22 protein-coding genes and 1 pseudogene are annotated in these 24,008 nt (G+C 73.4%); 9 read left to right on the top strand and 14 right to left on the bottom strand.

Annotated features, from left to right (window positions below):
- The first annotated feature begins 16 nt into the window (after positions 1–16).
- Positions 17–394, top strand: coding sequence for a DUF2795 domain-containing protein (locus SRB17_RS38735; protein ID WP_153545911.1), 378 nt, complete (start codon positions 17–19; stop codon positions 392–394).
- 68 nt (positions 395–462) lie between these two features.
- On the top strand, positions 463–1,005 hold the full coding sequence (locus SRB17_RS38730) for a type 1 glutamine amidotransferase domain-containing protein (protein ID WP_153545909.1): 543 nt from the start codon (positions 463–465) through the stop codon (positions 1,003–1,005).
- Positions 1,006–1,099: 94 nt separating this feature from the next.
- On the opposite strand, the gene SRB17_RS38725 is transcribed toward SRB17_RS38730, so the two are convergent.
- Positions 1,100–1,357: a DUF6158 family protein gene (locus SRB17_RS38725; protein WP_153545907.1), complete on the bottom strand. Its 258-nt coding sequence runs from the start codon at positions 1,355–1,357 to the stop codon at positions 1,100–1,102.
- Between the two features lie 92 nt (positions 1,358–1,449).
- On the opposite strand from SRB17_RS38725, the pseudogene SRB17_RS38720 reads away from it, so the two are divergent.
- Positions 1,450–2,494, top strand: a pseudogene (locus tag SRB17_RS38720) (Vms1/Ankzf1 family peptidyl-tRNA hydrolase).
- Between the two features lie 121 nt (positions 2,495–2,615).
- Here the strand turns inward: SRB17_RS38720 and SRB17_RS38715 are convergent.
- Positions 2,616–4,235, bottom strand: coding sequence for an ABC-F family ATP-binding cassette domain-containing protein (locus tag SRB17_RS38715; RefSeq protein ID WP_153545905.1), 1,620 nt, complete (start codon positions 4,233–4,235; stop codon positions 2,616–2,618).
- 605 nt (positions 4,236–4,840) lie between these two features.
- Positions 4,841–5,497: a histidine phosphatase family protein gene (locus SRB17_RS38710; RefSeq protein WP_153545903.1), complete on the bottom strand. Its 657-nt coding sequence runs from the start codon at positions 5,495–5,497 to the stop codon at positions 4,841–4,843.
- 79 nt (positions 5,498–5,576) lie between these two features.
- Between SRB17_RS38710 and SRB17_RS38705 the strand changes: the two genes are divergently transcribed.
- The 3 genes from SRB17_RS38705 to SRB17_RS38695 all read left to right on the top strand — a co-directional run bounded on the left by SRB17_RS38705 (position 5,577) and on the right by SRB17_RS38695 (position 8,233).
- Positions 5,577–7,085 carry a bifunctional phosphatase PAP2/diacylglycerol kinase family protein gene (locus SRB17_RS38705; protein ID WP_153545902.1) on the top strand — a complete coding sequence of 503 codons (1,509 nt, stop codon included), beginning with the start codon at positions 5,577–5,579 and terminating at the stop codon, positions 7,083–7,085.
- 113 nt (positions 7,086–7,198) lie between these two features.
- Complete coding sequence (locus SRB17_RS38700) at positions 7,199–8,020, top strand: class I SAM-dependent methyltransferase (RefSeq protein ID WP_153545900.1); 822 nt, start codon at positions 7,199–7,201, stop codon at positions 8,018–8,020.
- 42 nt (positions 8,021–8,062) lie between these two features.
- Positions 8,063–8,233, top strand: coding sequence for a hydrophobic protein (locus SRB17_RS38695; RefSeq protein ID WP_153545898.1), 171 nt, complete (start codon positions 8,063–8,065; stop codon positions 8,231–8,233).
- A gap of 36 nt (positions 8,234–8,269) precedes the next feature.
- Here SRB17_RS38695 and SRB17_RS38690 read toward each other — a convergent pair whose 3' ends face one another.
- A complete protein-coding gene (locus tag SRB17_RS38690; protein WP_153545896.1) occupies positions 8,270–9,025 on the bottom strand; it encodes a GvpL/GvpF family gas vesicle protein in 756 nt (251 codons plus the stop codon).
- A gap of 64 nt (positions 9,026–9,089) precedes the next feature.
- Here SRB17_RS38690 and SRB17_RS45645 point away from each other — a divergent pair, with 64 nt between their 5' ends.
- Complete coding sequence (locus SRB17_RS45645) at positions 9,090–9,332, top strand: hypothetical protein (protein ID WP_194294266.1); 243 nt, start codon at positions 9,090–9,092, stop codon at positions 9,330–9,332.
- A gap of 109 nt (positions 9,333–9,441) precedes the next feature.
- Here SRB17_RS45645 and ligD read toward each other — a convergent pair whose 3' ends face one another.
- From ligD to SRB17_RS38670, 3 genes are all read right to left on the bottom strand, one after another.
- Positions 9,442–10,377 carry a non-homologous end-joining DNA ligase gene (ligD, locus tag SRB17_RS38680; RefSeq protein WP_153545892.1) on the bottom strand — a complete coding sequence of 312 codons (936 nt, stop codon included), beginning with the start codon at positions 10,375–10,377 and terminating at the stop codon, positions 9,442–9,444.
- Positions 10,374–12,221: a transketolase gene (locus tag SRB17_RS38675; RefSeq protein ID WP_153545890.1), complete on the bottom strand. Its 1,848-nt coding sequence runs from the start codon at positions 12,219–12,221 to the stop codon at positions 10,374–10,376. The genes ligD and SRB17_RS38675 overlap by 4 nt, the downstream gene beginning before the upstream one ends.
- Before the next feature lie 71 nt (positions 12,222–12,292).
- The gene (locus tag SRB17_RS38670) at positions 12,293–13,963 is read right to left on the bottom strand and encodes an FAD-dependent oxidoreductase (protein WP_323377248.1); all 1,671 of its coding nucleotides are present in this window, start codon (positions 13,961–13,963) and stop codon (positions 12,293–12,295) included.
- A 203-nt stretch (positions 13,964–14,166) separates the two neighbouring features.
- Between SRB17_RS38670 and SRB17_RS38665 the strand changes: the two genes are divergently transcribed.
- Together SRB17_RS38665 and SRB17_RS38660 are read left to right on the top strand one after the other, a co-directional pair.
- Positions 14,167–15,135: an LLM class F420-dependent oxidoreductase gene (locus SRB17_RS38665; protein ID WP_153545886.1), complete on the top strand. Its 969-nt coding sequence runs from the start codon at positions 14,167–14,169 to the stop codon at positions 15,133–15,135.
- 86 nt (positions 15,136–15,221) lie between these two features.
- Positions 15,222–15,572 carry a VOC family protein gene (locus SRB17_RS38660; RefSeq protein WP_153545884.1) on the top strand — a complete coding sequence of 117 codons (351 nt, stop codon included), beginning with the start codon at positions 15,222–15,224 and terminating at the stop codon, positions 15,570–15,572.
- A 5-nt stretch (positions 15,573–15,577) separates the two neighbouring features.
- On the opposite strand, the gene SRB17_RS38655 is transcribed toward SRB17_RS38660, so the two are convergent.
- The 7 genes from SRB17_RS38655 to SRB17_RS38625 form a co-directional block, all read right to left on the bottom strand.
- Positions 15,578–17,539 carry a DUF5107 domain-containing protein gene (locus SRB17_RS38655; RefSeq protein ID WP_153545882.1) on the bottom strand — a complete coding sequence of 654 codons (1,962 nt, stop codon included), beginning with the start codon at positions 17,537–17,539 and terminating at the stop codon, positions 15,578–15,580.
- Between the two features lie 63 nt (positions 17,540–17,602).
- Positions 17,603–18,157: a GNAT family N-acetyltransferase gene (locus SRB17_RS38650; RefSeq protein WP_153545880.1), complete on the bottom strand. Its 555-nt coding sequence runs from the start codon at positions 18,155–18,157 to the stop codon at positions 17,603–17,605.
- 64 nt (positions 18,158–18,221) lie between these two features.
- On the bottom strand, positions 18,222–19,145 hold the full coding sequence (locus SRB17_RS38645; RefSeq protein ID WP_323377245.1) for an LD-carboxypeptidase: 924 nt from the start codon (positions 19,143–19,145) through the stop codon (positions 18,222–18,224).
- A complete protein-coding gene (locus SRB17_RS38640; protein ID WP_416237122.1) occupies positions 19,142–21,094 on the bottom strand; it encodes a prolyl oligopeptidase family serine peptidase in 1,953 nt (650 codons plus the stop codon). Before SRB17_RS38640 ends, SRB17_RS38645 begins: the two co-directional genes overlap by 4 nt.
- A 15-nt stretch (positions 21,095–21,109) precedes the next feature.
- On the bottom strand, positions 21,110–22,426 hold the full coding sequence (locus SRB17_RS38635; protein ID WP_153545876.1) for a M20/M25/M40 family metallo-hydrolase: 1,317 nt from the start codon (positions 22,424–22,426) through the stop codon (positions 21,110–21,112).
- Entirely contained in the window at positions 22,419–23,252 is an 834-nt protein-coding gene (locus SRB17_RS38630; RefSeq protein ID WP_153545874.1) for a M55 family metallopeptidase, read from the bottom strand. The genes SRB17_RS38635 and SRB17_RS38630 overlap by 8 nt, the downstream gene beginning before the upstream one ends.
- 116 nt (positions 23,253–23,368) lie before the next feature.
- Positions 23,369–23,974: a TetR/AcrR family transcriptional regulator gene (locus SRB17_RS38625; protein ID WP_153545872.1), complete on the bottom strand. Its 606-nt coding sequence runs from the start codon at positions 23,972–23,974 to the stop codon at positions 23,369–23,371.
- Positions 23,975–24,008 lie beyond the last annotated feature (34 nt).

Genomic DNA, 24,008 nt, shown 5'->3' with positions numbered 1-24,008 from the left:
CCCTGTGGAGGTTGACATGCAGCGAGGCAGTGACCGGCTGAACGTCCACCGGGACGACGAGATGAAACACGAGCTGAAGGGTCTGCTGCGGTCCGGCCACCCGACTCGGGTGGAGGAGTGGCACGATCCGGAGCCGGCCGCGGACGACGACCCGGAGGTGTGGAGCGGGCCCGTGGGCGGCCTCGGCTCCCCGGCGTCGCTGGAGCGGGTGCGGTCGGAGCTGACCCGCACCCTGAACCGCGGCTCCTTCCCGGCGACCGCCCGTGACCTGGCCCGGATGCTGCGCCGGCAGAACGCGCCGGCCGCAGTGGTCGACGCGGTGGCCGGGCTTCCCCACTCGGCGCGCTACGAGAACGTGCAGCAGCTGGCCGAGGCGCTGGCGGGCGGCGCATGAGGCGGGGCCCGGCGACCGATGTGGTGCGGGGTGCCGGCGAGGAGAACACGGAAGGAGAGTGAGGCGTCATGCGCATCGCGTTTCTCGCGGCGCCCCAGGGTGTGGAGCAGGTCGAGCTGACCGAGCCGTGGAAGGCGGCCTCCGACGCCGGGCACCAGCCGGTGCTGGTGTCCACGAAGCCGGGGAAGATCCAGGCGTTCGACCATCTGGACAAGGCGGACACGTTCGACGTGGACGAGGTGGTGGGCGAGTCGTCGGCGGGGTCGTTCGGGGGTCTCGTACTGCCCGGTGGGGTGGCCAATCCGGACTTTCTGCGGATGGACGACAAGGCCGTGGCGTTCGTGAAGGACTTCTTCGACCAGGGCCGCCCGGTCGCCGCGATCTGCCACGCGCCGTGGACGCTGGTGGAGGCGGACGTCGTACGGGGCCGGGTGCTGACGTCCTGGCCGAGTCTGCGGACGGACATCCGCAACGCGGGCGGTACCTGGGTGGACGAGCAGGTCAAGATCTGTGACCACGGCTCCAACCAGCTGGTGACCAGCCGCAAGCCGGACGATCTGAAGGCGTTCTGCGACGCGTTCCTGCACGTGTTCGCAGGCGAGGTCGGCTGAGCCGGCGCCCGACCGTGAGGCGCCCGACCGTGAGGGCCGGCCCCGTACGGGTCGGCCCTTCCGTGTGCCGGCCCCTGGGTCGGCACACGGCCGCTCAGGTGCCGGACGCCTCCGGAGTCGCCGCCTCGCCGCACGTGCGTTCCCGGGCGCCCTCACGGGTGCGGCCCGCACTGACCAGACGGCGCGGGTTGCGGCGCAGATACTCGCCCTCCAGCTGCGCCATGCGCTCGTTGTGGGTCCGCAGCGCGTCGTTCGAGCCGTACAGGAGGGTGTCGTGGCGCGTGCGGTGGATCGTCTCCAGCTCCTTCATGAGCTGCTGGTCGTCCAGTCGGCTGGGGTCGACTCCGGTCATGTGGTGCCCCGCTCGTCGTGTCCGTGTCCTTCGGTCCCGGTCCGGGTACCCGCCCGGCAGGCACTGCCCCGAGGAGTTTCGGGGAGGAATCCATGCCGCTCGCGTTCCTGAATCCACTGTACGAACATCCGGGATCCTGGGCCTCCGCATACATCGACACCTCCTTGCACACGGAGGACCAGCAGCAGCGGCGTCATCCGAGCGCGGAAGCGATCACCCGGGAACTGGCCCGGCAGGGGGCGGACGAGCCCACCTGCCGGGCAGTGCACGACGCCCTGGAGGCGCTGCGGCACGCGCCCGAGCCCTACGGCCGGGCCGTGTTCGCCCAGGACGGCGAGGTGGTCCTGGAGGTGCCGCTGACGCGGGGCCCCAGGACGGCGAGGCGTACTGGGGTGCGCTGCCGCATGTGACGCCGCTGCTGGACCTCGCCGGTGAGGACCCGCTGTCGCTGGTGGCCCACATCGACCGGACCGGAGCCCGCATCGAACGCCTCCGACTGGTCCGAGCGGCACTTCCAGCCGAAGGTGGAGGATCACCTGGGAGCACAATGCGCGTGAGGTCGCCCGAGCGCCGGCCGCGTGCCAGGAGGAGACCGGCGCCGACCTGCTGATCCTGTGCGGGGGACGACCGCGAGCGCAGGTCGGTGCGCGAGCAGCTGCCCAAGGCCCTGCAGGACCGCGCTGTGGAGACGTCCCGCGGCAAGGACAGCGAGCTGCTGCCGCGGGAAGTGGAGGAGATACGCGCCGAGCACGTACGGCAGCGGATCCTGGCGGAGGTGGACCGGTTCTGCTCGGCACGGACGCCGGACGAGGAGAAGCGGGCGGCGGCCGTCGAGGGGTGCCGCAGCTGATCGAGGCGGCGCGCGAGCACCGGCTGGCCGAGCTGCTGATCCGCCCCGGCGCGCCCGGCACACACCGCGAGGTGTGGATCGGCGAGGACCCGGACCAGCTGGCGGCCCGCCGTACGGAGCTGAAGAACATCGGCGAACGGCAGGCGTGGCCCTCCGGGGCCGACGACGCGCTGGTACGGGCGGCCGTGGTGACGAACGCACCGGTGGTGTCCCTGACCCCGGTCCTCCAGGACACCGGCGAGGAGATCGCGTCGGGCGGCCTGGGGGCACTGCTGCGCTGGAGGTGACCCGGAAGGGACGCGGGCTGTGTCGATATGCGGCTCCGCCGCGTGGGCGCGACCAGCCACGACGAACCAGCACACGCAGGACGACCCGCCCCCCGACGGCGAGACGCGATCATCCGCCTCCCTAGCGGACGCGCTCCACACGGCGCTCGTCCCACACCGGTTCCGGTGTCTCCCGGACGCGTCCGTCGGCGCCGAAGACCAGGTAGCGGTCGAAGGAGCGGGCGAACCAGCGGTCGTGGGTGACCGCGAGGACCGTGCCCTCGAAGGCCTCCAGGCCCTCCTGCAGGGCCTCGGCCGACTCCAGGTCGAGGTTGTCGGTCGGCTCGTCCAGCAGCAGCGCGGTCGCGCCCGCCAGCTCCAGCAGCAGGATCTGGAAGCGGGCCTGCTGGCCGCCGGAGAGCCGGTCGAAGGCCTGCTCGGCCTGCTGGGTCAGCTCGTAGCGGCGCAGCCGAGACATGGCGGCGCCGCGGTCCTGGGAGTGCTCCTTCCACAGGATGTCGAGGAGGGTACGGCCTTCCAGTTCGGGGTGCGCGTGGGTCTGCGCGAAGTGGCCGGGGACGACGCGTGCGCCGAGCTTCCACGCCCCGGTGTGGGCGACGTCCTCGCCGGCGAGCAGGCGCAGGAAGTGCGACTTGCCCGAGCCGTTGGAGCCGAGGACGGCGACCCGTTCGCCGTAGAAGACCTCCAGGTCGAACGGCCGCATGAGGCCGGTGAGTTCAAGTCCCTTGCAGGTGACGGCCCGCACGCCGGTGCGGCCGCCCTTCAGGCGCATGGTGATGTCCTGCTCGCGCGGCGGCTCCGGCGGCGGGCCGGCCTCCTCGAACTTGCGCAGGCGGGTCTGGGCGGCCGCGTACCGGGAGGCCATCTCGTGGCTGACGGCGGCGGCCTGACGGAGGTTCAGCACCAGCTTCTTCAACTGGGCGTGCTTCTCGTCCCAGCGGCGGCGCAACTCCTCGAAACGGGCGAAGCGTTCGCGGCGGGCCTGGTGGTAGGTGGCGAAGCCGCCGCCGTGCACCCAGGCGTCGGCGCCGGCCGGGCCCGGCTCCACGGAGACGATCTTCTCGGCGGCGCGGGCGAGGAGTTCGCGGTCGTGGGAGACGAACAGGACCGTCTTGCGGGTCTCCCGCAGCTGTTCCTCCAGCCAGCGCTTGCCGGGTACGTCGAGGTAGTTGTCCGGCTCGTCCAGCAGCAGCACCTCGTCGGTGCCGCGCAGCAGCGCCTCCAGCACGAGGCGTTTCTGCTCGCCGCCGGAGAGGGTGCGCAGCCGGCGCCACTGGGCACGCTCGTAGGGCATGCCGAGGGCAGCGGTGGTGCACATGTCCCACAGGGTCTCGGCCTCGTAGCCGCGCGCCTCGGCCCAGTCGGCGAGGGCCTGCGCGTAGGCCAGCTGGGCGGCCTCGTCGTCGACGGTCATGATGGTGTGCTCGGCCTCGTCGACCGCCTTGGCCGCTTCGCGGATGCGGGGCGGGGCGACGGACACGAGCAGGTCGCGTACGGTCGTCTCGTCCCGTACGGAGCCCACGAACTGGCGCATCACGCCGAGGCCGCCGCTGACGGTGACGGTGCCGCCGTGCGGCTTCAGCTCGCCGGAGACCAGCCGGAGCAGGGTCGTCTTGCCGGCGCCGTTCGGGCCGACCAGGGCGACGGCGGCGCCTTCCCCGACCCGGAAGGACACGTCCCCGAGCAGGGTCCTCCCGTCGGGGAGGTGGTACTCGAGGTGCGCGGCTTCCAGATGTCCCATGGGGAGGCATTCTGCGGGGCGTCCGGCGACGACGGCAAACGCTTATCGGACGAGGCCACTGAGCCGGCCGGCCGGGAACACCGCGAGCTTGCCGGACGGAGCGAGTGCGCGCCGGCGGGACGGGCACACCGTGTGCTTGCCGGACAGGGAGACCGCGCGCCGGCGGGACGGGGCCGTGCGGCTGGCGAACGGGCGTACCGCGCGCCTGCCGGACGGGCACACCGTGTGGCCATCGGAGGGGGACGCCGCGCGGCCGGGGCGCCACGCCCATGTCCCGCGCCGCGGGACTCCGCCACGTGCGCCGCTCCCGGGCGCGCGCGGCTGCCCGCATCCACCCTTTCCGGACGGCTCCTCACCGCCCCCTACCCCGCCATGTCCGAACCGCTCCCCCACTGGCCGGCCAGGACCAGCCGGCCAGGCCCGAACGGCCCGCGCTCCGCCCCACCACGCAGCCACGTCCGAGCGGCACCCGCTCCCGCCCCACTACCCAGCCATGACCGACCGGCCCGTCCTCCACCGCCCCTCTGGCCAGCCACATCCGAACGGCTCCCTCGGCTCCACCACCCAGCCACACCCGAACGGCTCCCCCACCGTCCCACTCCCCGCTACCCCGCCGTATCCACCGGCTCCCCCGCCGGTCCCGCCTCTCCTGCCGGCTCCACCGTGGCGCCCTCCCAGGACAGGGCCTTCCAGCCGTCGGACGGGGAGCCCTCCAGGGTGACGACGCCGGTGTTGCTCAGTGGGCGGGCGGCGGCGAAGGGGACGTCGACGTTGTGGGCGCGGGCGGCGGCCCACATGCGGATCGCGGCGCCGTGGCTGACCATGGCGACCGTGCCTGCACCGCTCGCGGCGGCCTCGGCCACCACGGCGTCGTACCGGGCCAGGACCTCCTCGCCGCTCTCCCCGCCGGGGACGCGCAGCGCGGTGTCGCCGGCTGCCCAGGCGAAGATCGTGCGCATGTACTCCCGGCCCTCGGTGGACTCGCCGGGCAGCATCTCCAGATCGCCGGCGGACACCTCGCGGATGCCGTCGCGGACGATCGGCCAAAGGCCCCGGGCGGCGGCCAGAGGGGCGGCCGTGAGCTGGGTGCGCAGCAGTGTGGAGACGTAGACGGCCTCGATGTCCTCGCCGGCGAGCGCCTCGGGCAGTGCGGCGGCCTGCGCCTCGCCCAGCGGGGTCAGCGCGGGGCCCGGTACCTCGGTGTCCAGCAGGTGGTGCAGGTTGGACGGGGTCTCGCCGTGGCGGACGAGAAGGAGGCGCATCCGGGAGTCTCCTCACGCGCCGGCGAGCGCACGGCGCAGACGGGCACAAGAAACGGGCACTCCAGGGTAACCGGACCCCATGAACCCAGACCTGGATCTGACCGACCTGGACTTGACCGCCCGCTCGGCCGGCCGGAGCGCGCTGTGCCGGCTGCTGGATCTGGACGGCCGGCTGTTCGAGGCGGCCGCCGGCCGGCACTGGCCCGGCGCCGAGCGGGTGCTGCCCCGCCTCAGCCACAGCGCGAACCACGGGGTGCTGTGGTTCACGACGGCCGCCGCGATGGCCGCGAGCCGCACCCCGAGGGCCCGTCGGGCGGCCGCCCGGGGCCTGGCCTCCCTCAGCGTGGCCTCGCTGGCCATCAACACGATCGGCAAGCGTTCGGTGCGCCGGGCCCGGCCGGTGCTGGACCCGGTGCCGCTGGTGCGGCAGCTCAAGCGGCAGCCGATCACCACGTCGTTCCCGTCCGGGCACTCCGCGTCGGCTGCCGCGTTCGCGACCGGAGTGGCGCTGGAGTCCCCGGCGTGGGGCGCGGCGCTGGCGCCGGTGGCGTTCTCGGTGGCGGCCTCCCGGGTGTACACGGGTGTGCACTTCCCGAGCGACGTGCTCGCCGGCGCGGCCCTCGGCGCGGGCGCGGCCTTCCTGGTGCGCCGGCTGATGCCGACCCGCGCCCAGGTGCGGCGGCGGGCCCGGACGCGCGCCGAGGCACCTGCGCTGCCGGAGGGCGAGGGTCTGGTCGTGGTGACCAATCACGCCTCGGGGACGGCCGACCGGGTGCGTGCGCTGCAGGGCGCGCTGCCGCGGACGGAGGTCGTCGAGTGTGCGCCGGAGCAGGTCGGCGACGAACTGGCGAAGGCGGCGGCCCGGGCCCGGGTGCTGGGTGTGTGCGGCGGCGACGGCACGGTGAACGCGGCCGCGAGGGTCGCACTCCAGCACGGGCTGCCGCTCGCGGTGCTGCCGGGCGGGACTCTCAACCACTTCGCCCTCGACCTGGGCGTGGAGGACGAACGCGATCTGGCCCGTGCGGTCCGGCGCGGCGAGGCGGTGCGGGTGGACGCGGTCCGCTATGTCACCGGCGAGAGCGAGGGCCTGTTCCTGAACACGCTGAGCCTGGGCGTCTACCCCGAGCTGGTGCGGGTGCGGGAACGCTGGTCGCACCGGATCGGCGGGTGGCCGGCCGGGCTGCTGGGCGCGCTGCGGGTGCTGCGCGCGGACCGGCATCCGCTGGAGGTCGAGCTGCGCGGTGTACGGCGGCCGCTGTGGCTGCTGTTCGTCGGCAACGGCGTCTACCACCGCATGGGGCTCGCGCCCGGCCGCCGTACCGATCTCTCGGACGGGCTGCTGGACGTGCGGGTGGTGCACGGCAGCCGCCGACCCGCGCTGCGGCTGCTGGCGGCGGCGGCCGCGGGCCCGCTGACCCGGTCCCCCGCGCACTCGGCGGTGCAGGTCGGCCGGCTCCGGCTGACCGGCGTCACGCCGGGCACCCCGATGGCGTACGACGGCGAGGTGACGACCGTGTCGGGCGAGGTGACCCTGGAGAAGCTGCCGGAGGCCCTGACGGTCTACCGGCCGCTGAACACCGCTTCTTGACGGCTGGTCAGGATCCTGCGGCGGTCCAATATATGGGACACCGGTCTCATTATTCGGCCTGTGCGCGTACCGTGAGGCATACCAGCGGCGACGAGGGTGAAGGGGAAACAGCCATGCCGAAAGCGCAGGAGACCGCCGTCTACACGCACGGGCACCACGAGTCGGTGCTGCGGTCGCACACCTGGCGGACCGCCGAGAACTCCGCGGCCTATCTGCTCGGATCCCTGAAGCCCCACATGAAGATCCTGGACATCGGCTGCGGGCCCGGCACCATCACGGCCGACCTGGCCGAGCGGGTCCCGGACGGCCACGTCACCGGCGTCGACCACGCGCCGGGCATCCTGGAGCAGGCCCGGGCCACCGCCGCCGGGCGCGGCCTGACCAACGTGGACTTCGCGGTCGCCGACGTGCACGCCCTGGACTACCCGGACGACACCTTCTGCGTGGTCCACGCCCACCAGGTGCTGCAGCACGTGGGCGACCCGGTGCAGGCGTTGCGCGAGATGCACCGGGTGACGAGGCCGGGCGGGTTCATCGCCGTACGGGACGGGGACTACGGGGCGATGACCTGGTACCCGGCGATGCCGGGCCTGGAGAACTGGCTGGACCTGTACGAGCGGGTGGCCCGGGCCAACGGCGGCGAGCCCGATGCCGGGCGCCGGTTGAAGGCGTGGGCGCTGGCGGCCGGGCTGACCGACATCACCGCCACCTCCAGCACCTGGACCTTCACCACGCCCGAGGAGCGGGCCTGGTGGAGCGGACTGTGGGCGGACCGCACCCTGGCCTCCTCGTATGCGGAACGGGCCACGCGGGGCGGTCACGCGACCGAGGAGGACCTGCGGGCCGTGTCCGCGGCGTGGCGGGAGTGGGGCCGGCGGGAGGACGGCTGGTTCGCGGTCCTGCACGGGGAGATTCTGTGTCGTAAGGAAGCCTGATCCGCGTATTCCGGGCAACCCGGATTGCAGGAGGTTCACACTATGGTTCCCATCCTGCTGGTACTGCTTCTGGCGCTCCTTCTTTTCGGCGTCGGATTCGCGGTCAAGATTCTCTGGTGGATTGCCCTGGCAGTGTTGGTCATCTGGCTGCTGGGTTTCCTGGTTCGCAGCACGACCGTCGGGGGCGGTAGGGGCCGCTGGTACCGGTGGTGACATGAGAGGGTGCGATCTCGCGCCGTTCCACGACGGTCACGGTGCCGTCTCCGCGACGAACGAATAGGCGGCCCAGGGTCCGGTGAGTTCCACCCGGATTCCGGGCGCCTCGTCCTTCGTACGGTCCACCATTTCCACGAATTCCTCACACTGGGCACGGGGCACCAGATAAGCCGCGTTGAGCACGTTCGGGCCGGGCTCGGCGGAAAGCGCCGAATTCTGCGGCACGTGCAGCCGGGAATCCTCGGCGTACCCGGAAAGCCGCTCGTGCAGCGACCGGGCGAACGCCTCGGCCCGCAGCCACCGCTCCTCGTGCGCGTGCGTGCTCGCGCGGCGCCGGCGCAGATAGTCCCGGCCGCTCGCGGGCCCTGCCGCCACGGCGGGCTCGGCGGGCTCGGGCTCCAGGTAGAGCTTCACACCCCACTCCACCCGGCCCTCCAACCGGTCGAGAGTGCGCCGGAAGTCGTCCTCGCGGGCCTCGATCATGGTGCGCACCGCGCTGTCGTCCCGGAAGACGGTCGCGAGCCGGAGGGGCAGCGGGGTGGTGACCGTGGTGAGCGCGTCGATCACCCCTTGGTGCGCGCGGGCGGTCACGGCCAGCCAGTCCAGGTCCTCCAGGTGCGCCTTCAGGGCCTCCTCGCAGAAGTCGGCCGCCGGGACCTGGCTGACGACCGCGATCAGGTCGTGGTGGTGCAACGCCGCCGGCGGGGCGCCCGCGACACCCGTGAGCTGGGACTGCAGAGGTTTCTCGAAGGGGCGGCAGACGGCGTAGACGTAGCGCAGTCCGGTCATGGTGCCTCCTTCGGTACCCGGCCCGGCTCCGGTTCCGCCGGCCGGGCCGCTCTCCCACCAGTCGATGCCCGTCTCCCTTGTCGAGCACCCGCTCCAGGATGTCGGCGAGGGCGACGCCGCCGGCGGGACCGTACGGCTCGGGGAACCGGCCGGGCGCCGTCATCCGGGGTTCCTCAGGTCCAGCCTGGCCCCCCGGCCCCGGGCGCGCCACAGGTCGCCGGTCCTCTCCGGGGTGTGGAAGGTCATGCCACCCTCCGTCGACCACTCGTCACCCTTCGGCTTCGTCGTCCTGTCCCCTCGCCGGTGATGTCGCCGGAGCTCCGGCCGGTCTCCAGCCGGTCGAGCAACTCGTCCTCGCACCGGTCGAACTCCTCCTCGGGCCCCGGCGAGTGGCCGGTCATCCCCGGCGCACTCCTTCAGGAGCCGATGTCCGCAAGGCACCGCCGGGCCGGGCCCAGGGCGCGGCCCCGGCCCGGCAGTGCGGACCAGGGGTCGGTGCCGGCCTGGTCGACGGCGTCCGCGATCGTCCAGCGGCGGGCGTGCAGCCCTGGGTCGTCGAGCTGCTCCCAGGCGAGGGGGACGGCGACGGGGGCGCCGGGGCGGGCGCGGACGGTGTAGGGGGCGACGGCGGTCTGCGCGTAGGCGTTGCGCTGCACGTCGAGGTAGAGACGGTCGCCGCGGTCCTCCTTGCGGGCGGCGGTGGTGAGCCGGTCCGGATGCCGGGAGGCCAGCAACTCGGCGACATCATGGGCGAATGCGCGGACCTCGTCGAAGTCGCTGCGGCCGTCGAGACGGACGACGAGATGGACTCCGCGCGAGCCGGTGGTCATGGGGGCGGCGGGCAGGCCGAGTTCCTCCAGGAGCTCCCGCACCCGGCCGGCCGCCTCGCGCACCCGGGCGAAGTCGTCGTCGGGGGGATCGAGGTCGAAGACGAGCTGGTCGGGATGATTCGGGCCGCCCGCCCGGTCGGTGCGGGAAAGCCAGCGGTGCAAGGTGAGACAGGCCTGGTCGGTGAGGTAGAGGAGAGTGGCGGTGTCGTCGCAGACGGCATGGGTGACCGTGCCGCCCTCCTTGGGCACCTCGGCGCGGGTGATCCAGTCCGGATAGTGCTCCGGGACGTTCTTCTGCATGAAGCGCTGCCCGTCGACACCGTCCGGATACCGCTCCAGCATCAGCGGCCGGCCCCGCAGGTGCGGGAGCATGTACGGCGCGACGGACCGGTAGTAGTCGGCGAGATCGCCCTTGGTGTACTCCTCGGCGCCGGCGCCGCCCGGGAAGAGCACCTTCCCGGGCCGCTTGATCTCCAGCGTGCGGCGGCCCGCCCGTACGGTCCGGGCGTCCGCGTCGTTCATCGCACGACCGCCTCCTCCACCAGCAGCTTGGCCGCCGCGGCGATGCCCACGGCGTCGATGCCGGCCGCGTTCAGCTGCTCGTCGGGCGCGGCCGAACCCGGCATGGTGCGCACCGCGAGCCGGACGAGGCGGGGCACGGGCCGGCCGTCGCCGAAGGCCTCCGCGACCGCGTCGCCGAGGCCGCCCTCGGCGCGGTGGTCCTCCACGCTGAGCAGACAGCCGGTCTCCTCGGCGGCCCGGTGCAACGTGTCGACGTCGACCGGCTTGACGGAGTACAGGTCGATCACCCGCACCCGGATGCCGTCCTCGGCGAGCCGGTCGGCCGCGGCGAGCGCCTCGGGCACGGTGACCCCGGCCGCGACGACCGTCAGCCGGTCCTCCTCGCTGGAGACGAGCGTCTTGCTGCCGCCCACCGGGAACTCCTCGCCGGGGCCGTAGATCACCGGTGTCTTGCCGCGCGAGGTGCGCAGATAGCGGATCCCGTCGAGGCCGGCCATGGCCGCGACCAGCCGGGCGGTCTGGTTGGCGTCACACGGGTACAGCACGGTCGAGCCGTACAGGGCGCGGAACATCGCCAGGTCCTCCAGGCCCATCTGCGAGGGCCCGTCCTGGCCGATCGCGACACCGGAGTGCGAGCCGACCAGGTTGATGCCGGAACCGCTGATGGACGCCATCCGCACGAAGTCGTGGGCGCGGGTGAGGAACGCCGCGAAGGTCGAGGCGTACGGCAGCCAACCCCGCGCGGCCATGCCGACGGCCGCGGCGATCATCTGCTGCTCGGCGATGTAGCACTCGAAGAACCGGTCGGGGTGCGCCTTGGCGAACTCCTCGCTGCGGGTGGAGTCGCCGACCTCGCCGTCCAGGGCGACGACATCGCCCCGCGCGCTGCCGAGCGCGGCGAGGGCCGCGCCGAAGGCGTCCCGGGTCGCCACCTGGTCGCCCTCGTCGTAGCGCGGGAGCTGGAGGACCTCGGTCGTCAGGTCGCGCAGCGCGGCCGCGGCCGGCGGTTCGTTGACGCGCACGTGCAGCTCGCGCGGCCCGCCGAGTTCGGCGACGGCCTCCTCGGCGTCCGGCAGCGGCTTGCCGTGATGGCCCTCGAGGTCCTCGACGGCCGCGACGCCCTTGCCCTTGAGGGTGCGGGCCAGGATCGCCACCGGCTGCCCGACCGTGGACAGCGCCTCGCCGTAGGCCCGGTCGATCTTGTCGACGTCATGGCCGTCGATCTCGACGGTGTGCCAGCCGAAGGCCTGGAAGCGGCGGGCGTAGGCGTCCAGGTCGTGGCCGTGCCGGGTGGGGCCGCGCTGGCCGAGCCGGTTGACGTCCACGATCGCGATCAGGTTGTCCAGGTGCTCGTGCCCGGCGTGTTCGGCGGCCTCCCACACCGAGCCCTCCGCCAGCTCGCTGTCGCCGCACAGCACCCACACCCGGTGGCCGGTGCGCTCCAGCCGCTTGCCGACGAGGGCGATGCCGACCCCGACCGGCAGCCCCTGGCCGAGGGAGCCGGTGGCCGTCTCCACCCAGGGCAGCCGTCGGGGCGTCGGATGCCCCTCGAGCCGGCTGCCGAGCTTGCGGAAGGTGAGCAGCTCGCCGTCCTCGATGGCACCGGCCGCCTTGTACGCGGCGTACAGCAGGGGTGAGGCATGGCCCTTGGACAGCACGAAGCGGTCGTTGGCGGGGTGCTCGGGGCGTTCGAAGTCGTAGCGCAGGTGGTGGGCGAGCAGCACGGCCATCAGATCGGCGGCGGACATCGAGGACGTGGGGTGTCCGGATCCCGCCGCGGCGGACGCCCGCACGCTGTCCACGCGCAACTGCTGTCCCAGTTCGGCGAGTTCGTCGGTGTTCATGAGTCTCCTTGCGGTGAGTCGAGGGGGGATACGGCCCCGGGGTGCCGAGCAGGGGACTGCGGCCCGCGGGATCATCCGGGGGCCGAGTCCCGGGGGTCGGGGGGATCGGTGCGCTTGACGGGGCCGGGGGCGGGGTGGTCCCCGAGCTCGCGCCCGGCGGCGGGCGGCTCGCTCGCACGCTCCGGTACATCGGCCTGCTCGGGCTCTTCCGTCTGCTTCGGTTCTTCCGCCTGCTTCGGTTCTTGCGCCTGCTTCGGTTCTTGCGCCTGCTTCGGTTCTTGCGCCTGCTTCGGATCTTCCGCCTGCATGGGTTCTTCCGTCCGTTTCGGTTCTTCCGCCCGCTCCGGTCCGTCCGGCTCTTTCGGTCCGTCCGTCCGTTCCGGTCCGCCCGCCCCCTCTGGGACGCCCGGTACGCGGGCCAGCTCCGGAGAGGCCGTGTCCAGGGGGACCGACCAGGACCGTACGAGGCCCAACTGGACGCCCTGGCGCGGCAGTACGGCGTCCAGCAGCCAGTCGGCGGCCACGCGGACGCGGTTGCCGGGCAGCGCGGCCAGGTGGTAACCGCGGGTGACCGCACCGGCCGCCGGGCCGGACAGCGGGAGGCCGAACGGGTTGGCGGCGGCCCGGGTCCCGCCGAGGTCGACGGCGAAACCCAGGTCGCGGTGGCGGTAGGGCCGCCGGCGCCGGCCGAGGCCGAGCGAGGCGGCCACGTTCTCCCCGGCCACCCGGCCCTGCCGCCACGCGTGCTGGGCCGTCATCGGCGTGCTGCGCCTTTCCGGGGCCGAATCCCCAGACCCGCCGTTCCCCGCCTGCTCCAGGTCCGGTACGGCGGCCGCGTCCCCGCAGCCGAACACCTCCGGCCGGCCCGGCACCTGCAGATACGGGTCGACGATCAGCCGGCCCCGCTCCAGCGGCTGCCCGATCGCCTCCACCAGCGGATCGGGCCGTACCCCGACACACCACACCAGCGTCCGGGACGCGACGAACTCACCGTCGGTGAGCAGCACCCCGTCATGGGTGGCCTCCTTCACCGACGTCCCCATCCGCACGTCGACGCCCCGAGCGCGCAGCACCTGGTCGGCCGTGCGGGACAGCCGCTCGTCCAGCTCCGGCAGCACGCGCGGTGCCACGTCCAGCAGGATCCAGCGCGGCCGGAACCCGGCGGTGAGCGGCTGCCTGCGGGCCAGCCGGTCGGTCAGCAGCTGCATCTGGGCGGCCACCTCGGTGCCGGTGTAGCCGGCGCCGACCACGACGAAGGTGCAGCGGGCCGCGCAGGCCTTCGGGTCGTCCACCGCGCCGGCCAGCTCCACCTGGCGGGTCACGTGGTCGCGCAGGTACAGCGCCTCGGGCAGCCCGCGGAAGCCGTGCGCGTGCTCGGCGACCCCGGGGATGGGGAGCAGCTTGTTGACGCTGCCGACACTGAGCACCAGCCGGTCGTAACCGAGGGTGCCGATGCCGCCCTCGGGGTCGGAGTAGTGGACCGTACGGCCGTCGAGGTCGACGTGCTCGGCCTCGCCGAGCACCATCCGCACCCCGTGCAGGGTGCCCGGCAGCGACACGGTGACCCTGCGGGCCTCCAGGATGCCGGCGGCGACCTGGGGCAGCAGCGGCAGGTACAGGAAGTAGTCGGTCGGGTTCAGCAAGGTGACGTCGGCCCGGTCCCGGGTCAGCCGGGCCAGCGTACGGGCAGCCCGGTACCCGGCGAAACCGGCGCCGACGATCACGACATGAGGTCGGCTCACGGTGCGCCTCCGGCGGTGTGGCTCGTCCGAGGTCTTCCGCGTAACCGGGGGCGGGGCACCCAAACGCCGGACGGGTCACCCGTACGCCGGTCGGAGCACCCGAACGCCGCGCCACGCCCCCGGCGTTTCGCCCGCCGGGCCCCGGTTACCCGGTCCGGGCCCGGACCACAGCGGATCACCGTCGCCCGCGCGGAGGTTCTCCCATGCCCGAGTACGGCTATTTCCTGGCGAGCGAGGAGCACAGCCCCGCCGCCCTCGTCGAGCAGGCCCGGATGGCCGAGCAGGCCGGCTTCCGGGCGCTGTGGATCTCCGACCACTTCCACCCGTGGAGCGGCGCGCAGGGGCAGAGCCCGTTCGTGTGGTCGGTGATCGGCGCGCTGTCGGAGGCGGTGTCGCTGCCGATCGAGACGGCGGTGACCTGTCCGACCGTGCGGATGCATCCGGCGGTGACGGCGCAGGCGGCGGCGACGAGCGCGGTGATGACCGACGGCCGTTTCCGGCTGGGCGTGGGCACCGGCGAGGCGCTGAACGAGCACATCCTGGGCGACCGCTGGCCGCCGGTGCACGTGCGGCTGGAGATGCTGGAGGAGGCCGTGCAGGTGATGCACCGGCTGTTCACCGGCGAGGAGGTCAACCACCAGGGCGCGCACTACACCGTGGAGAACGCCCGCCTCTACACCGTCCCCGAGGAACCCGTGTCCATCGACATCTCCGGGTTCGGTCCGAAGGCGACGTCGCTCGCCGCCCGGGTGGGCGACGGGTACATCACCATGACGCCCGAGGAGGAGATGGTCACGCAGTTCCGCAAGGGCGGGGGCGGGACGAAGCCGGTGAGCGGCGGGACGAAGGTCTGTTACGGCACCGATCGCGCGGAGTGCGCGCGTACCGTGCGCCGGCTCTGGTTCAACGAACTGCTGCCCGGGGAGATGGGGCAGGTGCTGCCGTCGCCGCGGCACTTCGAGCAGTTGCAGGAGCTGGTCACCGAGGACGTGGTGCGCGAGAAGGTCGTGTGCGGGGACGACGTCGAGCAGCATGTGTCCACGCTGACGGCGTTCGCCGACGCCGGGTTCGACCGCGTGTACGTGAACCAGATCGGCGGCGATCAGAAGGGGTTCTTCGACTTCTACCGGACGAAGGTGCTGCCGCGGCTCGGCGGGGGAGGTGGGGGGTAGTCACGGTGGGGCGCCCGGGGATGTGCCGCCGATGACGTGAGGCGGCACCCTGCACGCCCGGAGCCGCCCCAACTAGGCTCGGGCGCATGGAGATTCTGGGCGCCTCGCTGCGCATCTGCGTCGACGACCTCGAGACCGCGATCCCCTTCTACGAGCGTCTGGCGGGCGGCAGAGCCCTGCGGTTCGAGCGCGGCGGGGTCCAGGTCGCCGCGATCGGCTCCTTTCTGCTGATGAGCGGTCCCGAGGAGGAACTGGAGATCCTGCGCAGGGTGACGGCGACCATCGCCGTCAAGGACGTGGACGAGGCGCACCGGCTGCTGACCGACCTGGGCGCCCGGATCATCGCGGGGCCGGTGCCGACGCCGGTGGGCCGGAACCTGCTCGCGATGCATCCGGACGGGTCGGTGTTCGAGTACGTCGACCAGCGGGGCGGCTGAGACCGTCAGACGGTGTCGGGCCGCATCCGGAAGTCGTACCGGGCGGGCAGCGGCTCGTCGGTGAGCCGGGCCCAGAGGCGGCCCAGTACCTCCTCGCCCTCGCGCAGGTCGGCGACCTCGAACCCCGCGTCGAAGACCGCTCGCGCCTCGGCGGGCCGTCCCTCGGCGAGGAGCAGCTCGGCTTCCAGCAGCCGGAACCGGCCGCGCCGGCGTACGGCGGGCAGCAACCGGTCCCGGACCGCCCGGGCGTCCGCCGTCCGCCGCACCGTCAGCAGTGCCTGCAGGGTCTCCCGGCCGAGCGCGGCCATGGCGGCCGTCCACGCCGCACCGTCGTCCCGCCGTTCGCGGCACAGGTCGTCGAAGGCGTCCGCGTAGCGTTCGGCGGCCCGTTCGTGGTGGCCGGACTCCTGGTCGGCGACGGCGAGGCAGCGCAGCAACGGCCAGAGCGAGGGAGCGAGTTCGAGGGCGCGTTCCCAGCTGCGGACGGCCTGGGCGCGGTCGTCGGCGTGCCACTGGGCGACGCCGAGGTGGTACTCGGTGTGCGGGGTGGCGGGCGCGGTCTCCAGCATGTCCCGCCAGTGCGGGGCGACGAGGGTCTCGCCGGGCGGCCGTACCCGGCGCGGCTCCGGCAGGGAGCCGGTGCGCAGCAGTTCCCGCCAGGGTGCCTGTGCCTCGCCGAGGGTGGACTCGGGGAACGGGGTGCCGGGCAGCTTCCAGTCGGCGCGCAGCACTTCGAGCGCGCCCCAGCCGGATCCGGCGGCCAGGATCTCGCCGGGTTCGGTGTCGGCGGACGGCAGCCAGGCCGCGTACGCCTCGTCGACACGGGCCCGGGGCAGGGCGGACTCCAGCCGTTCCTCGGCGCCCTGGACGGCCTGCGGCCACTCCCCCTCGGGCGGCGCGTCGAGCGGGCCGTACGCCTCCAGCCAGGACACCTCGCTCTCGGCCTCCAGCCGGACGTGTTCGAGCTGGGTGCGGGCGAGTCCGGCCTGGATCTCGCAGTAGCCGCCGGTGCCGGGCTCGGTCAGCCACTCCTGCCAGCGCCGGCCGCCGGGGAGGTGGCCCCAGACGAAGAGCTTGCGGCCGCGCAGGACGTCGGTGGAGGTCTGTACCAGCCCGTGGCCGTCGGCGTCCAGCGCGGCGATCCAGCGGCGGCGGCCGTCCGGCACCTCGTAGAAGTAGTCGGCGGCGTAGGGGCTGTTGAGGGGGTGGGTGCGGTCGATGCCGTCGTACGACGGGACGGGCACCCGGCGCAGCCGGTGCTCGTAGCCGAAGTGCCAGGCCTCCTCGGCGGGGGCCAGCACCCGGCACTCCTCCGGCACCGCGATGTTGGACCACCAGTAGGTCGGCACCGGCCGCTCGTGCGGGTTGCGGACGCGGACGCCGACGTAGAGGAAGTCGGAGCCGTCGGGCAGCCACAGGTCGACCTGGAAGGGCAGGTCGCGCAGCCGCTCCCACTCCCACAGGCGCAGCATCTCCCCGCCGTCGGGGGCGGGGACGCGCGCGGCGTGCAGGGGCGCGCAGGAGAGGGTGGTGTGGCCGGTGGCGCCGATGTTCCATTCGATGCCGCCGGAGTACCAGGCGCCGCTGAGGGCGAAGTTGGCCGGCTGGAACACCGGGTTGCGGTAGAGGAGTTCGCGTCCGGTGGGCAGGTGGAGCAGGGAGGCGATGCGGCCGCCGAGGCCGGGCAGGACGGTGGCGCGCAGCCGGTCGTTCTCGATCACCAGGGCGTCGAGAGCGCGGCGCTCGCGGGCTCTGTCGTAGCCGTCGCGGACGGGGACCGGGAGCAGGCTGCGCAACGGCTCGTACCCGAGCTGGCGGGCCATGTCCCTGGGCATGCCGTCCCGGTCGCGGTCGTCGATGCGGTGGACCTCGTCGAGCGGGCGCAGCGGGGGCAGGGGGTTGTCCGGCCCCACCTGCGCGGCGGGCAGCGTCAGTACCTCACGTCGGATCCTCGTCACGATCACCATGGAACCCGGCGTGGGTCACATCGGCCAGGGGATGCGCCGGTCAGGATTGCGCAAAGGGTGTGTTCAGGCGGTGGGTTCGCGCATCTCGGCGGTGAGCGCCCAGCGTTCGTGGTCGCGCCAGGCGCCGTCGATGAAGAGCATGGCCGGGGAGAACCCCTCCAGCCGGAAGCCGGCGCCGCGCGCCATCGCGACGGAGGCGGTGTTCTCGGGCTGCACGTTGATCTCCAGCCGGTGCAGCCCGAGCGGCCCGAAGGCGTACCCGATGACCAGGTCGAGGCCCTCGCGCATCAGGCCGCGCCCGGCGGCGTGCGCGAAGGCCCCGTAGCCGAGGGCGCCGCACTGGAAGCCGCCGCGCACGATGTTGTTGATGTTGATGTACCCGGCCATGTCCCCGCTGTCCTTCTCGCACACCAGGAACCCGGCCTTGGTCGGGTCCTCGATCAGCGGGCGCGCGTAGGCGGCGTACGCCTCGTCGTTGTCCGGCGGGAACAGCCAGGGCCGGTGCAGGTCCTTGCTCTCCCGGACCCGGGCAGTGAACTCGGGGCCGTCCTCGAGCGTGAAGTGACGGATGGCCACGCGGGGGCCCTCGGCGAGCCAGTGGGGTGCGGTGTGCGGCATCGGGCCAGCGTACGGCGTCCCGCCCGCTCCGGCTGCGAAAATCCTGGGCGCACGCCTCGGCGGTTCAGCGCAGCGCGGGCTCGTCCAGTGTCAGCGTGCCCGCGTCCGCGTCGAGTTCGGCCGTGACGCCGAAGGGGATCGTCAGCGCCCCCGCGCAGTGCCCGAACCCGAACTCCTCCACCACCGGTACGCCGAGCGCGCCGAGCCGGTCGGCCAGCAGCGGCCGCACCTCGGCGTAGTCCGGGCAGCGCTCCCAGGAGCCGAGCAGCACCCCGCGCACCTCCTCCAGCCAGCCCGCGCGCAGGAGCTGGGTGAGGTACCGGTCCAGCCGGTAGGTCTCCTCGCCCACGTCCTCCAGGCACAGCAGCCCGCCGGCCGCCGAGGGGCGCGCGTGCGGGGTGCCGAGTTCCGCGGCGAGCAGGGACAGGCAGCCGCCGAGGGTGACCCCGCGGGCCCGGCCGGGCACCAGGGCCCGGCCGCCGGAGGCGATGGCGCGGACCGTCTCCGGGGCGAACAGCGTGGCCCGCAGGTGTTGCTGTGCCGAGGCGTTCTTGATGAAGTCGACGCCGGCCGCCATCGGCCCGTGCAGCGTGGCGAGCCCGAGACGGCCGGCGAAGGCTTCGTGCAGGACGGTGATGTCGCTGAAGCCGACGAAGACCTTCGGCCCGGCCGCCCGCATGGCGTCCCAGTCCAGCAGGTCGATCATGCGCTGCGCCCCGTACCCGCCGCGGGCGCACAGCACGGCGTCGACGGACGGGTCGCACCAGGCGTTCTGCAGGTCGGCGGCGCGGTCGGCGTCCCGGCCGGCCAGGTAGCCGAACTCGCCGTGCCGGTCGAGCACATGGGGTGCCACGACCGGGTCGAGGTCCCAGCCGCGCAGCACGTCGAGCCCTGCCTGGAGCCGTTCCTCGGGCACCGGCCCGCTGGGGGCGACGACGGCCACCCGGGCGCCCGGGGCCAGCCGCTCGGGGCGCGTCAGTTCCGTCACGTGTGCAGCTCCAGCCTCGGGACATCGGGCACGTCCAGCTTGAACACCTGGGCGTACAGGGAGAGTTCGGCCTCCAGGGCGCGCACCATGGTCTCCGCCCGCCGGAAGCCGTGCCCCTCTCCCTCGAAGGTGAGGTAGGCGTGCGGCACATCGCGGCCGGCGATCCGGGCGAGGAAGCGTTCGCACTGGGCGGGCGGGCAGATCACGTCGTCCAGGCCCTGGAGGAGGAGGAACGGCGCGGTGAGCCGGTCGGCGTGTGTGCTCGGCGAGCGCTCGGTGTACCGGGCGGGCACCTCGGCGAGCGGGCCGATCAGCGACTCCAGGTAACGGGACTCGAAGTCGTGGGTGTCCCCGGGGCCCCAGGAGTCCAGGTCCAGCACCGGGTAGATGATGGTGCCGCAGGCGTAGACGTCGGTCGTGGTCAGGGAGGCGGCGGTGGTCCAGCCGCCCGCGCTGCCGCCCCGGATCGCGAGCCGGGCGGGATCGGCGGTGCCCTCGTCGGCGAGGGCGCGGGCGACGGCCGCGCAGTCCTCGACGTCGACCACGCCCCACTGCTCGCGCAGCCGCTCCCGGTAGTCACGGCCGTATCCGGTGGAGCCGCCGTAGTTCACCTCCGCGACGCCGATGCCGCGCGAGGTGAAGTAGGCGATCTCCAGGTCCAGCACGAGCGGCACCCGGCTGGTGGGGCCGCCGTGCGCCCAGATGACATAGGGCGGCAACTCCCCGTCCGGAGCGGCGTGTTCGGGGTGGTGCGGCGGATAGACATGGGCGTGCACCTCGCGGCCGTCCGGGCCGGTGAAGACGCGGATCCGCGGCTCCGGGTAGTACGCGGGGTCGACGGCGTCCCGGTGCCGGGCCCCGATCGCGCGGGCCCGGCCGGTGACGGTGTCCAGCTCGACCACCTCGTAGGCGGTGCGCGGGCCGGCGCCGACCGCGACCACCCGGGTGCCGTGGGCCGCGAGATGGGCCGGGAACTCGGTCCACGGGCCGACGGCGTCGGCGATCTCACCGGATTCCGGGTCCAGGACGCCGAGCACGGTCGCCCCCTTGCCGTGCACGACCGCGATCAGCCCGTCGTCCAGCGGCGCGAACCAGCGCAGGCCCAGCTGCCACAGGGGGCCGCCGAACTCCTCGTCGCGCGGGCACAGCGGGGTGCCGTCGCGGTAGAGGTTCCACCAGCCACTGCGGTCGCTGCTGAAGAGCAGACTGCCGTCGGCGGCCCACTCCACCTGTGCGACGGCCTCGCCCGGTCCGCCGGCGACGGTGCGCGCGTCCCGCAGCGTGCCGTCGTCGCCGACGTCGGCCACGAGCAGTTCCGTGCCGTCCCACGGCATGCGCGGATGGTCCCAGGCGAGCCAGGCCGCGCGGCGGCCGTCGGGGGCGAGGCGCGCCCCGGTGACGAACCGGTGCCGGTCGTCGGTGAGTTCCCGGACGGCGCCGCGGTCCTCGGCGGCCGAGCCGTCCAGCGGTACGGCGGCCAGGACGCGCCGCACGTCACCGGGGCCGTCCCCGGTGAACTCCTCCAGCACGCACCACACGTCGCCGCGTTCCAGGTCAACGCGTGGTTCGGCCCAGCGCAGCCCGCCGCCCACGGGCGACACCGGGGTCAGCGGGCGCGGCTCGGCGCCGGGCTCGTACCGGTAGAGCCGCTGGTCGGCGAAGTGCACGAAGACGACGAGGGGCTGCCCGTCGCGCACCACCCCGGCCCAGGGCCGGCCGCCGTACTCGATGACCCGGCTGCGCACGTTCCACGGCGCGGGCAGCACCGACTCCTCGGTGCCGTCGGCGCGGCGCCGCACCAGGGCCCGGCGGCCGCCCTCGGTCGGCCGGGGTTCCGTCCACCAGGTCTCGTCCCCGACGAAGCCCGTCCACTCCGGCCGGCCGTCGTGCGCGGCGGCCAGGGCCGCGTCGACGGGCGACGGCCAGGATCCGTACGGCGTCTTGAGCATCCCGTCCCCCATCGTTCAGGCCGTCCGCAGGAAGCGGTCGAGCACCCGGACGCCGAAGTGCAGCGCCTCGATCGGCACGCGCTCGTCCACGCCGTGGAACAGCGCCTGGTAGTCGAGGTCCTCGGGCAGCTTCAACGGGGCGAAACCATATCCGGTGATACCGAGCCGGGAGAACTGCTTGGCGTCCGTGCCGCCGGACATGCAGTACGGCACCACGTGCCCCTCTGGCGCGAACTCCTCGACGGCGGCCCGCATCTTCGCGTACGTCGGCGAGTCCACCGGCGCCTGGAGGGCCACCTCGCGGTGGGCGAACTCCCAGCTCACGTCCGGGCCCGTCAGATGGTCGAGGGTGGCGGTGAACTCCTCCTCGCCGCCCGGCAGACAGCGTCCGTCGACGTAGGCGACTGCCTCGCCGGGGATGACGTTCAGCTTGTAACCGGCGTTCAGCATGGTCGGGTTGGCGCTGTTGCGCAGGGTCGCCTCGACCAGCTTGGCCGCCGGACCGAGCTTCTCCAGCAGCTGGTCCAGGTCCGTGAAGTCGGGCTCGATGCCGTACACGGCGGCGAGTTCGGTCAGCGCGGCCCGTACGGTCGGGGTGAGCCTGGGGCGCCACTCGTGCTCGCCGATGCGGGTGACGGCGGCGGCGAGGCGGGTCACCGCGTTCTCCTTGTTCACCTTGGAGCCGTGCCCGGCACGGCCGCGCGCGGTGAGCTTCAGCCAGCCGGTGCCCCGCTCCCCCGCCGCGATCGGGTAGAGCTGCCGGCCGGCGCCGTCGTGGAAGGTGAAGGCACCGGACTCGCTGATGCCCTCGGTGCAGCCCTCGAACAGCTCGGGGTGCCGGTCGGCGAGGAATCCGGAGCCGTCCTCGGCGCTGGCCTCCTCGTCGGCGGTGAACGCGATGACGAGGTCGCGGCGCGGCCGTACGCCCTGCCGGGCCCAGGACCGGACGACCGCGAGGATCATCGCGTCCATGTTCTTCATGTCGACGGCGCCCCGCCCCCACACCACGCCGTCGCGGATCTCGCCGGAGAACGGGTGCACGCTCCAGTCGGCGGCCTCCGCGGGCACGACGTCGAGGTGACCGTGCACCAGCAGCGCGTCGGCGGAGGGGTCCGTGCCCTCGATCCGCGCCACCACGTTCGTACGCCCCGGCGTCCGCTCCAGCAGCACCGGTTCCGGTCCCGCCCCGGCCAGCCGCTCCGCCGCGTACTCGGCGGCGGGCCGCTCCCGGCAGTCCCCGCCGCCCCGGTTGGTGGTGTCGATGCGGATCAGTCCGGAGGTGAACTCCACGACCTCGGCCAGGGCCAGTTCATCGGCCTGCTGGTCAGCCATACTGCTCCTCCACGGCGGCGGAGACGATCGTGGTGACCGCCTTGAACGTCCGGATCCCCTCGTACATCGTGGCGCTGGTGTACGCCACCTTCCGCTCCCCGATCCGCGCGACCCCGGGCACGACGGTCGCGGCCATCGCCAGGTGCTCGGCGTCGAACTCCACAGCGACCGTGAACGGCCCCGCCTCGACGGGCTGGTGGCGCACCGCGAGCCGGGCGGCCTCCTTGGCGGCGGCACGGATGTCGGCGGCGGTGCGCGCAGGGGTCCGGCACACCGCCGCGTACCGGGACACATGGTCCTTCACCGCGACCTTCAGCGCTTCGGGCGCGTACCCGAGCGCGTCCTCGCAGGCCACGTCGTCGCCGGTGACGAGGACGACGGGGACGCCGTACTCGGCGACGACGTGCGCGTTCAGCAGCCCCTCGCTGGCGCGGACGTCGTTCAGCCACACCCCGGTGATCTGGTTGGCCAGGTAGGTGTGGGCGAGGACGCCCTCCATGCCGGCGCCCGCGTGGTAGCCGACGAACGCGATGCCGTCGACGTCGCCGTGCTGGACGCCCTCCACCATGGACAGCGTCTTGTGCCGCCCGGTGAGCATCTCCACGCGGTCGTCGAGCCGTTCCAGCAGCAGGTTGCGCATGGACCAGTGGGCCTCGTTGACGAGGACCTGCTCCGCCCCGCCGTCGAGGAAGCCCTGCGCGGCGGCGTTCACGTCCGAGGTGAACATCGACCGGCACCGCTCCCACTGCGGCGTCCCCGGCAGCACGTCGGCCGGCCAGGTGACACCGGTGGCACCCTCCATGTCGGCACTGATGAGGATCTTCATGGTGCTTCACGTTACGCGTCGGCGGGGGAACTTCCTACGAGGCGGAAGGAGGCCGAGCCCGCTCCCGGCCCTGACACCGCGTAAGCCACGGCACGCAGCGGCCTGCCCTCGGGCCACTACGTGTTCGCGCGCACCGCGGCTTGCGTGAGGGTGGTCGCCGTCCGCACGGCGCTGGCGACGGCGTCTTCGGGGCTGAGCCCGCACAGGTCGGTGAGGGTGAAGAGTGCCTCGGCGCCGACGACCACGGCGAGGTCCCGCTTGAGCTGGGCGAGCGCTTCCGGATCCGTCGCCCCGAGGGTGCCGTCGAGGGGCGCGAGCGCGTGGTCGATCAGCCCGAAACGGATTCCGGGGCGGGTGGTCACCGTGTCGGGCCGGGTGATGGTGGCCGAGATCATCGCGCGCACCGACCCCTGGCGGGCGAGTATGCCGCGGAGCAGGAACTCACAGGCGAAGGCGACACGTTCGACGGGATCCGCGCAGTCCGCGACCGGCGCGAGCGCCTCGGCGGGCGGCGGCCACACCCCGGCCAGGGCCTCACTGATCAGCGAGGGAAGGTCGGGGAAGTACCGGTAGGCGGTGGCCTCGGAGACCAGGGCCGCCCGGGCGATCGCGGGCATGGTCACCTCGCCGCCCGTGCCGATGAGTTCGCGGGCGGCCGCCACGATCGCCGTACGCGTGCGCTTCTTCTGATTGGTGCGGCCGGTACCCACCTGCTCCGTCATCCCGGACCCTCCTGTTCGTTCACCATCATCCTAG

The sequence above is a fragment of the Streptomyces sp. RB17 genome (assembly GCF_009604455.1).
In the GTDB taxonomy this organism is placed as follows: Bacteria; Actinomycetota; Actinomycetes; order Streptomycetales; family Streptomycetaceae; genus Streptomyces.
Note: the sequence above shows the minus strand (reverse complement) of the source record. Positions and strands in the feature narration are given on the sequence as shown.